The organism is Paenibacillus sp. J22P277 (assembly GCF_059383675.1).
Map to the genome: position 1 here is coordinate 23,057 of NZ_JBXENS010000018.1, position 10,977 is coordinate 34,033.

At 58.7% G+C, this 10,977-nt stretch carries 12 protein-coding genes; 1 reads left to right on the forward strand and 11 read right to left on the reverse strand.

All coding sequences use genetic code 11. The annotated features are described in order from the left end of the window. Positions 1 to 81 precede the first annotated feature (81 nt). A complete protein-coding gene (locus tag AC50YL_RS35810) occupies positions 82 to 936 on the forward strand; it encodes a phosphatase PAP2 family protein (RefSeq protein WP_494838183.1) in 855 nt (284 codons plus the stop codon). A gap of 65 nt (positions 937 to 1,001) precedes the next feature. Here AC50YL_RS35810 and AC50YL_RS35815 read toward each other — a convergent pair whose 3' ends face one another. From AC50YL_RS35815 to AC50YL_RS35865, 11 genes are all read right to left on the reverse strand, one after another. Continuing rightward, positions 1,002 to 1,865 (reverse strand): DUF421 domain-containing protein, encoded by an 864-nt coding sequence (locus AC50YL_RS35815; protein WP_494838184.1) that lies wholly within the window; start codon positions 1,863 to 1,865, stop codon positions 1,002 to 1,004. A 131-nt stretch (positions 1,866 to 1,996) separates the two neighbouring features. Further along, positions 1,997 to 2,323 (reverse strand): preprotein translocase subunit YajC, encoded by a 327-nt coding sequence (gene yajC / locus AC50YL_RS35820; protein ID WP_494838185.1) that lies wholly within the window; start codon positions 2,321 to 2,323, stop codon positions 1,997 to 1,999. 18 nt (positions 2,324 to 2,341) lie between these two features. Beyond that, positions 2,342 to 3,475, reverse strand: coding sequence for a tRNA guanosine(34) transglycosylase Tgt (gene tgt, locus AC50YL_RS35825; RefSeq protein WP_161744733.1), 1,134 nt, complete (start codon positions 3,473 to 3,475; stop codon positions 2,342 to 2,344). A 26-nt stretch (positions 3,476 to 3,501) separates the two neighbouring features. Next, positions 3,502 to 4,548 carry a tRNA preQ1(34) S-adenosylmethionine ribosyltransferase-isomerase QueA gene (queA, locus tag AC50YL_RS35830; protein ID WP_494838186.1) on the reverse strand — a complete coding sequence of 349 codons (1,047 nt, stop codon included), beginning with the start codon at positions 4,546 to 4,548 and terminating at the stop codon, positions 3,502 to 3,504. Between the two features lie 8 nt (positions 4,549 to 4,556). Then, positions 4,557 to 6,665 carry a SpoIID/LytB domain-containing protein gene (locus tag AC50YL_RS35835; protein ID WP_494838188.1) on the reverse strand — a complete coding sequence of 703 codons (2,109 nt, stop codon included), beginning with the start codon at positions 6,663 to 6,665 and terminating at the stop codon, positions 4,557 to 4,559. A gap of 158 nt (positions 6,666 to 6,823) precedes the next feature. Then, the gene (locus AC50YL_RS35840; protein WP_494838190.1) at positions 6,824 to 7,270 is read right to left on the reverse strand and encodes a thiol-disulfide oxidoreductase DCC family protein; all 447 of its coding nucleotides are present in this window, start codon (positions 7,268 to 7,270) and stop codon (positions 6,824 to 6,826) included. Continuing rightward, a complete protein-coding gene (gene ruvB, locus AC50YL_RS35845; RefSeq protein WP_494838192.1) occupies positions 7,270 to 8,325 on the reverse strand; it encodes a Holliday junction branch migration DNA helicase RuvB in 1,056 nt (351 codons plus the stop codon). The genes AC50YL_RS35840 and ruvB overlap by 1 nt, the downstream gene beginning before the upstream one ends. A 19-nt stretch (positions 8,326 to 8,344) precedes the next feature. Beyond that, positions 8,345 to 8,977, reverse strand: a complete 633-nt coding sequence (gene ruvA / locus AC50YL_RS35850; RefSeq protein WP_494838194.1) for a Holliday junction branch migration protein RuvA — start codon at positions 8,975 to 8,977, stop codon at positions 8,345 to 8,347. Further along, positions 8,974 to 9,477, reverse strand: a complete 504-nt coding sequence (gene ruvC, locus AC50YL_RS35855) for a crossover junction endodeoxyribonuclease RuvC (RefSeq protein ID WP_494838196.1) — start codon at positions 9,475 to 9,477, stop codon at positions 8,974 to 8,976. Before ruvC ends, ruvA begins: the two co-directional genes overlap by 4 nt. 187 nt (positions 9,478 to 9,664) lie before the next feature. Further along, positions 9,665 to 10,333 carry a BofC C-terminal domain-containing protein gene (locus tag AC50YL_RS35860; RefSeq protein ID WP_494838198.1) on the reverse strand — a complete coding sequence of 223 codons (669 nt, stop codon included), beginning with the start codon at positions 10,331 to 10,333 and terminating at the stop codon, positions 9,665 to 9,667. A 133-nt stretch (positions 10,334 to 10,466) separates the two neighbouring features. Next, positions 10,467 to 10,977, reverse strand: a 511-nt coding sequence (locus tag AC50YL_RS35865; RefSeq protein WP_494838199.1) for a hypothetical protein, incomplete at its 5' end; no start/stop codon positions are given.

A 10,977-nucleotide genomic window follows, 5' to 3' on the forward strand; every position in this document is an offset into this window, starting at 1 on the left:
GGGATTGTAATCATCCCTGAAAAATGTGTTATACTATATCGGACCGTAACGACGCAACACCTTAGGGGGATAAACAGAAACATGATCTTGTTCGACAACATGACGACGGTCGCCATCTACACGGCCCTGGCCGTCATCGTTCTGATGTGGTACGGAGCGGCAGCGAATCCATTTAAAATCGGCGGTTTATTCGTTAAAGAGAACCTCTTTAACCGCAAATATAATATCCACTTCGTCTTGCTCATTCTCATTCTGTTCTGCAATAAACTCGAGCTTCGAATCGAGAAGCACATGACGAACACGCATGATTTCGCCGGTTTTTTTCAATCGATCGAAGGAAGCTTCGTCGCCAACTTCCAGCATGCCTTTCAGAGCGACTGGTTGACGCCTTTTTTGGCTTTCATGTACGTGGTCGTCTTTCAGGCGCTGTTGATCGCTTCCATCGGCATCTATACGTACCGAAGTCCAAACAAAACCATGTTCTATGCGACGTGTTACGCGATCATGATCAACTATGCGTTCGCGATCCCGTTCTACCTGTTCTTCCCGGTCAGCGAAGTCTGGTACCACGATACCAACGTCAGCTTCCTGATGCTGAAGGCGTTTCCGGATTTTGAAAATCAATACCGCGCCTTGTCAGGGCTGAACAACTGTTTCCCCAGCTTGCATACGTCCATCTCCGTCACGCTTGCCATCCTGGCCGTGCGGTCGGGCATCAAACGCTGGGCTTGGTTTTGCAGCATCAGCGCGCTCATCATTATCTTCGCGATTTTCTACTTGGGCATCCACTGGCTTATCGACATGTGCGGCGGTCTCGTACTCGCGACATTCGCCTCCACGATGGGCATCCGGCTGAGCAAAGCGAAATGGTCGCTGCGCGGACGCCGCGGCACGGTGGTTCCGCCGGTCAGTTACTTGCGGGAAGACGCCAAATAAAATACGTCATGAAACATAAAAACGACCGCTGCATCGGGGGCTTACTCCCAGGCAGCGGTCGTTTGCTATTGGTAAATGAGCGGCCGCACTTCATCGATCAGCTGCTGCAGCTGTTTGGAACAAGCCGCATATTGCTGCTTCTCCTTCTCGTCCGCCGACAGCAAGCCGTACATTTCCATATCGGCCTCGCATTTCTTGAGCGCCGCCAGCAGCGAGGCTTGGCCGTTCGGAATCTTCGGCAGCTTCGCCTTATCGTCGAAGAGATCGAAGTACAGCGACCCGGAGTCGTCGATTTGGGCCAGGTAGACATCCCCGATCTTCACGTTGGACTTGGCCAACTCTTTCTTCAGCCAGTTTACGTCATACCCGGAGGAGCGCAGCGGATCGGGGAGAATGTTGCCGTCCATGATCACGACCTGCGGTTCATGCTCCGGTTGTACGCGAAGGCCGAGCGTCTTGGGCGTCAGCGGCTGATTCTCCGACTTCAACATGACGTTAATGGCCCCGCTCACCTCCATGACGGCAAATTCGACGTCGGCCGGTTTGAAGACGTCCTTCCTTCGAAGGCTCTCCATCAGCTCGTCCGTCGTGATGCGTTCCTTCTTCAGGTTGCCTTCCAATATCTTGCCCTTCTGAATCAACACCGTCGGCTGACCGTCAATCCAATCGCGGGCTTTTTTGCTTTTCATTTGGAGCATTTCGATGCCGAGCGATACGGCTGCCCATACCCCCAATGACAACATGCCCAAGTACCAATGATTCTCCGCTTCCAAGGACACGTAGCCCGCGAGGTTCCCGATCGTGATGCCGGTAATGTATTCGAAAACGGACAATTCCGTCACTTGCCGCTTGCCCAGCACCTTCGTCAACACCAGCAGGAAAAGCACCGCGGCCAGCGTGCGGAGAACGATCTCCAACCACAAATGCATAAACTCGTTTACACCTCGATCCCGTTGTCCTCCCCATAGTATTTACCTTAAAGTTGGAAACTATGAGCCTTTCGAACGAGTCGAAAGGGAACAAAAAAAGCGGCTGCGCTCTCACGCTGCCGCCCTTCTCGTTACCCTTTGATTTCTTCCGTTTTCTCTTCTTTCGCCATCACGGGCGCGGACGCCGTTACGGCTGCGCTGGAGGAGACGACCGTATTGATCGCGCTGCGATCGAACGTGATCTTGGTGGAATCGTTGACGCGAAGAACGACGATATCGTCCGTCAGCTCCAAGATCGTGCCGTGCATGCCGCCGATCGTGACGATTTTATCGCCTTTCTTGATCGAACCCAGCATCGAATTGCGCTGCTTCGATTTACGCTGCTGCGGACGAATCAGCAGGAAATAAAACACCGCAAACATGAGAATAAACGGAATTAAGGATGCAGCTCCTGACATTTCATTTCACCCCTTTCCTTAAAATCCTTTATCGTTCTCGAATAAGCCGTACTTGGCGAAGAACTGGTTCCGGAAGTCGAGCAGCCGGTCTTCCATGATCGCCTGGCGCACGCCTCTCATCAATTCAAGCAAAAAATGCAGATTGTGGATGGTCGTGAGGCGAATGCCGAACGTTTCGTCCGCTTTAATCAGATGGCGGAGGTAAGCACGCGAATAATGGGTACAGGTATAACAGCTGCACTCGGGATCGAGCGGACCGAAATCTTCCGCGAACTTGGCGTTGCGAATGACGAGTCTGCCGGAGCTGGTCATCGTCGTGCCGTTGCGCGCGATCCGGGTCGGAAGCACGCAGTCGAACATATCGATGCCGCGGATGGCGCCGTCGAGCAGCGCATCGGGCGATCCGACGCCCATCAGGTAGCGAGGCTTGTTCGCCGGCAGCAGCGGAACCGTACATTCCAGCACGTTGTACATGATATCCTTCGGTTCTCCGACGCTAAGTCCTCCAATAGCATACCCCGGGAAATCCATGGAAGTCAACTCGGACGCGCTCTGGCGCCGCAGGTCCTCGTACATGCCCCCCTGCACAATCGCGAACAATGCCTGATCGTGCGGACGGGCGTGCGAAGCGAGGCATCGCTCCGCCCAGCGGGTCGTCCGCTCGAGCGATTGCTTCACGTAATCGTATTCGGCGGGATAAGGCGCGCACTCGTCGAACGCCATCATGATGTCCGAGCCGAGGGCGTTTTGGATCTCCATCGCTTTCTCCGGCGACAGGAACATTTTGTCCCCGCTCAGGTGACTGCGGAATTCTACGCCTTCTTCCTTGATCTTGCGCATGTTGCTCAGGCTGAATACTTGAAAGCCGCCGCTGTCCGTCAGGATCGGCCGGTCCCAGTTCATGAACTTATGGAGTCCGCCGGCCTTGCGCACGATTTCGTGGCCGGGGCGAATGAACAGATGGTACGTGTTGCTCAAAATAATATGCGCATCCAGCGTCTTCAGCTCTTCGGGACTGACCGTCTTGACGGTCGCCTGCGTGCCGACGGGCATGAACGCGGGCGTCTCGATGACCCCGTGCGGCGTGTGCACGCGGCCCAGCCTTGCTCCTGTTTGTTTGCAGGTCTTGATTAATTCGTATGTGATAGCCACTTTGCACTCTGCCTCTTTCTAGGTTCCTAATAAATAAACATGGCATCGCCGAAGCTGAAGAACCGGTATTCCCGTTCGACCGCCTCCCGATACGCCTGCATGATGGCCGAATGTCCAGCCAGCGCGCTGACGAGCATGACAAGCGTCGATTTCGGCAGATGAAAATTCGTCAACAACGCATTCACCAGCTTGAACTCGTAGCCCGGGAAAATAAAGATATCGGTCCATCCGCTGCAGGCCCGTATCTCTTCATACGTAAACCGGGCGGCAACGGTTTCAAGCGTTCGCGAAGAAGTTGTGCCGACGGCGATGATTCGGGTGCCCTCGGCCTTGGCGCTTCTCAGCAACGCGGCCGTTTCTTCGCTCAGCTCGTAATATTCCGCATGCATCGTATGCTCCTCGACCGTATCCACCGACATCGGCCGGAACGTCCCCAGCCCGACATGCAGCGTGATATAACCGATCTTCACGCCCTTGCGCTCCAGCTCTTCGAGGAACGGTTTCGTGAAATGCAAACCGGCGGTCGGCGCCGCGGCGGAGCCTTCATGCTTCGCGTAGACCGTCTGATACCGCTCGCGATCGTCCAGCCGTTCCTTGATATAAGGCGGGAGCGGCATTTCGCCGAGCCGGTCGAGCAGCTCCGGAAAGATGCCTTCATACTGAAACTCGACGACCCGCGCGCCCATTTCCCCTTCGCTCACGACGACCGCCTGGAGCAGGGGCGCACCCGTGCCGTCGTCGCCGAAGCTGAGCCTCGCGCCGCTTCTCAGGCGTTTGCCCGGCTTTGCCAGCGTCTCCCATCGGTCGCCCTCCAGCTGCTTAAGGAGCAACAGCTCCACCTTCGCGCCGGTGTCGGACTTGACCCCGAGCAACCTGGCGGGCATGACCCGGGTATCGTTCAAGATGAGCGTGTCGCCGGCTTGCAGCAGCTCCGCCAGCTTCGTGAACGAATGATGCCCGATTTCGCCGGTCTCTTTATTCAAGGTGAGCAATCTCGACGACGTTCGGTCGGCGAGCGGCGTCTGCGCGATCAAGCGTTCCGGCAATTCAAAATCAAATTCATTTACATTCATGCTGCATCTCATTCCTTAACGATCTTCGCGTCTTTATAATAGTATTGCATAATATATTTGTAGTCATACCCAGACTCTGCCAGCCCGCGCGCGCCGTATTGCGACAGCCCGACGCCGTGCCCGTTGCCCGTGCCGACGAACCGGAACGAGGGCTCCTGCGTCGCCGCGCGAACGTCCCCGCTTCCGTTCAGGATGAAGAAGTTGGCCGCTTCGAGCTCCCGCTTCTGCCCGTCGCCGCCGACAACGTACATCGTACTGCTGTCTTCCGGCCTCTCGCGCGTGGCCCCGCCCGCTCCGGCAACGGTCATCCTGGCGGTCTCATCGATCGTAAACAACGTGCTCGGCAGCCCGCCGAACACGGAACGGAACGCGTCCGGCGTCTTGACGCCGAGCGTTTGCCCGTTCGCCGTCATTTCGACCGGACGCCCGGACGGACCTGATTTGCTGATTTCCAACGTCCGGATCGGTCCGCTGATGGGCTTGGCCAGCTTCCCTTGCGTCAGCTTGAGCAATTCGGCCGCGGAATACGTCCCGCGCACCCAGGACATCTCGTTCGACTGCGTGACTTTCTCGAGCTGCACGACGAGCGTCCCTTTGTTCACCGAACCGACGGCCGGAACGTTATCCTGCACGAGCGGAATCGGACGCACCTTGGTGCCGTCTCCCTTCACGCGCAGGACGGCTTGTCCGCCCGGGGACTTCTGTCCGGTATCCTCGACCAAATCCTCGCGGATATAACCGACGAGATTGTTCGGCAGCACGACGCGGTACCACTTGTATAGCCCGGTCTCGGACGACGTGTCCGGGCTCTTCACGCTCTTCAAATAATCGAAGGGGCTGCCCCAGATCTCCTGCGCGTCCGCCGTGACTCCCCCGGCGCTGGACGAGAACACGGTGTTGATTACTTTGCCGTCGTACATCGCCACTTCGCCCGCGGTCGCATCGACGGCCGCGATCGTCGACGCCTTCTCCGAGCCGATCCCCCCATACGCTTGACTGAGCGTCGTATCCACGACATGGGCGACTTGAAAGCCGAACCCTTGGTAGAGCGCATACGTGCGGGCTGCCACCGCCTGCGCCTTCAGCGCTTCGGCCGGCCATGAGGATGGCATCTCCGCGCCGACCACGGCGTATATGTACTGCTCGAACGGAAGCTCGTTGATGACGGCCATCTTGTTGCTCAGCCCGCTTACCTCGAACGATCCGCGATAGCTGCGATTGTAGCGCTCCGCCAATTTGATGCCTGACGGCGCGGTCGTCTCCAGCCACAGCTTCGCGCCGGCAGTCGGTACGGAATATAGCGGTACCGGCGGTTTGGAAGCCGACTCCGCGGTCGAATAGTCGTCGCGAATAAGAAAGTACGACGATTTGGCATCCGGCTGGCTTAGCGTCGTGCTTCCTGCTTGCTGGGCTTTCGCTTTCACGGCGGCAAGCGCGGTCGCGTCGCTCTCCGCGCCGACAAGCACCGTATACACGCCCGCGCCGGTTCCGGACTGCTTCATCGCTGCATACGCTTCGACGCCGGATTCGACCAGCTGCTGCGACGCGGCTTCCGCCTCTGCCTCGGACGCATAATTCACGCCCGTCTCCAGATGCAGCGGGCCGATCAGTCCCGCCTTCTTGGACGTGCCCGCGAATCCGGCAATCGTCCCGTCCTTCATCCACTTGTCGCCCGCGGCGCCGGCTTCCGCAGCCGTCGCGTACGTGCCTTCCGCTACCTGGTACAGCCTGCCGCTTGCCGCGCCGGAGGCCGTCATCATGCCGGCAGCCCCGAGCGCTTTAAGCCGCTTCATCACGTTCAGCGCCTTCACGTAATCCGTCGTCTCCAGCAGCAGCGGCTTATAATCGTCCATGGTGAAGCGGACCGTCTCCCCGCTGCCGGTCTGGAACAGCGGGACGACGGCGGATGGCTGCCGGACGCCGACCTTCAGCGTCCCGGACGAGCTGAACGTTGCCGCCGAGGTGTTCAGGCTGTATTTGCTCGTATTCAGGAAAATGCCGACCCGGATCGTATCCAGCTGCGGCACGGCCGCGCCTTCGGAAGGATGCGAGGTCCAAACGGATAATGCGATTACCCCTGCAGCGATCGCCGCAGCCGTCCGTTTCGCCTTCGGCATCGCGAGAAGCCTCCGCGGCGATTCCTGATTCCCGTCGTGTTGAACGTTCGCGCCATTCACGGCTGTATCGTCCTCCTAAAAGTTTTGTGAAACAAAACTGCTTCGTAAGCATCAACTTAGTTTTGCGAAGCAAAACTGCTTCGTAACTATGGCTTGCCTCAGTCCCTCTTGCCCAGCGCGCAAACGCCGTCATGGCAGCTCTCGTCCGTCTTGCCGAACCATTCGTAGCGCCTGCCCGCAATAAAGCGATACATGAAATCGGCCGCTCCGCGAAGTCCCGGTACCCGGTACAGCGGCGCAAGCCATCTAAGCCCTCTAACCGTCCTCAATATGCGAACGACTCCGGCTGCCCCGCCATGCAGGGTGCCGTCCATCTCAACGACATGCATTTTCGTCAGTAGCTGTTCTTCGGTTACAGCTGAAAGCTCGGGAATCGTCTCGTACGTTTCCTCGAGGGATTGAACGGGAATAAACCGCAGGATCGCGGTCGACTGCAGCTCCTTCAAACGGCGCACGCTGGCCAAACACAGGTTGCACGTGCCGTCGTAAAGCACTATCAGCTTCTCTCGCCTGTCCTCTTCAGCTTGTTTCCTTCTAGAGCCCATTAGACGAAGCCGCCTCCTTCTTCCTCTGCTTCTCCCGCATCTGCGGATGCGGCGTTTTCTTGAGGTATCGGCAATCCCAAATGGCGGTACGCCAGCGGCGTGACCATCCGCCCGCGCGGCGTCCGCTGCAGGAAACCGATCTGCATCAAATACGGCTCGTAAACGTCTTCGATCGTCTGTCCTTCCTCGCCGATCGTCGCCGCGATCGTGTCGAGCCCGACCGGGCCGCCGCGATAGATCGTGATCATCGCCCGCAGCATTTTATGATCGATGCTGTCGAGCCCGAGCGGATCGACCTGAATGAGCCCGAGCGCGGACCGCGCCAACTCGTGCGTCACGATGCCGTCTCCCCGTACCTGGGCGAAATCGCGTACCCGCTTCAGCAGCCGGTTGGCGATCCGCGGCGTTCCGCGCGAGCGCATGGCGATTTCCTGCGACGCTTCGCCGATCACGCTGACGCCGAGAATCTCCGACGCGCGCGCGACGATGTACGCCAGTTCGTCGACCGTGTAGAACTCCAAGCGGCTGACGACGCCGAAACGATCGCGCAGCGGCGCCGACAGCAAGCCGGCGCGCGTCGTCGCCCCGATGAGCGTAAACGGCGGCAGCTCGAGCCTGACGGAGCGCGCGCTCGGCCCCTTGCCGATCATGATATCGAGGGCGAAGTCTTCCATCGCCGGGTACAGCACTTCCTCCACCGTCCGGTGAAGGCGGTGAATTTCGTCGATGAACAGGACGTCGCCTTCTTGCAGGTTCGTCAGCAGCGCCGCCAAATCGCCCGGCCTCTCGATGGCCGGACCGCTCGTCGTCCGCAAATTGACGCCAAGCTCGTTGGCGATGATGTTGGACAACGTCGTCTTGCCGAGACCCGGCGGGCCGTAAAGCAGCACGTGGTCGAGCGCCTCTTTGCGCAGCTTCGCCGCCTCGATGAACACTTTCAAATTATCCTTCACTTGCGACTGACCGATATATTCGGACAAATAGCGGGGACGCAAACTAAGCTCCACCGCTTGTTCTTCCATCATGAGGTTGGCGGAAATTATCCTCTCGTCCATTCGCGCTTGCCCCTCTCCACTAACCTTTGAACAATTGCTGCAGCGCCCGCTTCATAAGCGCGTCCACGGACTCGCCGAGCGGAACGTCGCCCTTCATCGCCTGCCAGGCGCGGTCGAGCTCGGCCGCGGTATAGCCGAGCGTCATCAGCGCTTCGCGCGCCTCGCGCCACGATTGGCCGCCTTCCGCTTCCGCGGCGCCGGGTCCGGCATCGTCCAGCGCGATGCCCGCGGCTGCAAAGCTGAATCCGCCCGGGATCGCGTCCAGCTTATCCTTCAGATCCAGCACCATGCGCTGCGCGGTCTTCCTTCCGATGCCGGGCAGCTTCGTCAGGAACGTCAAATTCTCCTGCTGGATCGCCGCCGCGATCGTCTCCGGCTTGCCGCCGGCAAGGATGCCGAGCGCCACGCGCGGACCGATGCCGGACACGTCGAGCAGTTTGCGGAACATCGCCTGTTCGTCGCGGTTCGCGAAGCCGTATAGCAGCGCGGCGTCCTCCCGGACGTGATGATGCGTATAAATCGTGACGGGCTCCTCGCTCTTGGCGAACGCGTACGGATTCGGCGTAAAGATCTGATAGCCGATGTCGCGCACGTCCACCACCACGAATTCCGTGTCCAGATGCACGACCCGGCCTTTCACGTAATCGATCATGAGCGGTTCACCTCGTTTATTTTGTTCGCTAGAACCGATGAATGCGCATGACATATGGCTACCGCAAGCGCGTCCGCCACGTCGTCCGGCTTCGGAATGGCGCTGAGTTTAAGGAACATCCGCACCATCTCCTGGACCTGCCGCTTCTCCGCCTTGCCATAGCCGACGACCGCCTGTTTCACCTGAAGCGGCGTATATTCCCCGACCGGAAGCCCGCGCTGCGCCGCCGCCAATATGATGACGCCCCGGGCTTGACCGACTGAGAACGCCGTCGTGACGTTGCGGTTGAAGAACAGCTTCTCCACGGCCACCGTATCGGGTTTGTAACGGTCCATCAGCGAGCAGGCAGACTCGTACACCTGCTTCAACCGCTCTTCCTGCGGCGTCTTCGCTTCCGTCGTGATGCAGCCGTATTGCACGGGAACGAGCTTGCTCCCGATTTTGTCGATGAATCCGAAGCCTACGATGGCGATTCCCGGATCAATGCCTAATACCCGCAAAGCTTCTTCTCTCCCCACGCCAAACGAATAACTTGCCAGTATTGCGAAAAACGGCTTCCTCCCATTATATCAAATGATGGGGCGAATGAGAACACGCGTTTTGTCCCAGCTCGCTTGACGGAGCAACGGCGAAAAGACGGCTGCCTCTGGCAGCCGTCCGCTTCTATCGGGGTATGTCGGTATGCGCTTAAAACGTTCGCTTCATGACCTTCTCGGTCCGGTCCACCGCATAGTCGCTGTAAGTGGATATCACGCTGTTGAACGCGTCTTTGTCCGTTACGCGGATGCCTTTGACCAGCTCGTCGATCCGCTCCCGCGGCAGGCTGCTCTCCATGTAATTCACGTCCAGCTGGAAGAAGGTCCGCAGCACCTTCTCCTTCTTCGGCGCGCCGTCGAACAGCGACAGGCGGCCAAGCTTGTCCAAGCCGAAATACGCGTTGCGTTTGCATGATTCGGACAAATCGTCGATCCGCTGCTCCATCACGACCGCGCCCTGCTCGTCCAGCATGGCCGTCCATTCCGGATGCAGCTTCATCATGCGCAGCGCGTCCGCCGAGCTTAGACTGCCGATCGTCTCCGATTCGACGCCGCAGATATACACCCGCCGAAGTTTGACCGTGACTTTGGCATGCATATCGGAAAGGGTTGCGATCACGCTCCGGCTTCCATCTTCCCGCTCCTGCCGGGGGGCCGGCGAAGCCGTCGGTCCGTTCTTGCCTGCAGCGGCCGAGCCGACGCCGGCGAAGGTCGCCGACAATAGGCCCGCGACAAGCAAAAAGCAAGCCAGCTGCCACATCGGACGACGGCCGCGCCGCAGTTTTTGCTTCACTTTGCGCCACACGTTGAATGTCATCATATGAGTTCCCCCATTTGCCTTTTTTGTTAGTTTGTCACTTGAATTGGCGAAATATGCATGTCCGGGAAGCGTATAATAAAAACCCCGCCATGCATCGGAAGCGATGCATGCGGGGCGTGCGCGACATTTTCGTTTAACGGTTAATCCACGGCAGGCTGTCGCGGCGTTTCGGTTTCACGGTGCGCGTTTGGCGAACGGCGGTTTTTTTGGCCGGCTTCCGGGCTGCTGCCGATTTGCTGACCTTCACGGGCTCCAGCGCTTCTTCGGCTTCGAAGTCGTCTTCTTCGCGCTTATCCTGGCAGCCGCAATTGCAAGGCTTCTTGCCGGACGTGCTCACCGGCGAAACTTGGCCGTTGCCCATATATCCATAGCTGAACTGCGGACCGATGTTGGCCGGCGAGACCATGTTCGGATTATATCCGTAGCCGCCCATCGGGCCCATGTTCGCTGGCGAGACCATCGAAGGATTGTAGCCGTAGCCGCCCATCGGGCCCATGCTCTCCGGCGAGACCATCGACGGATTGTAGCCGTAACCGCCCATCGGGCCCATGCTCTCCGGCGAGACCATCGACGGATTGTACCCATAGCCGCCCATCGGGCCCATGCTCTCCGGCGAGACCATCGACGGATTGTAGCCGTAGCCG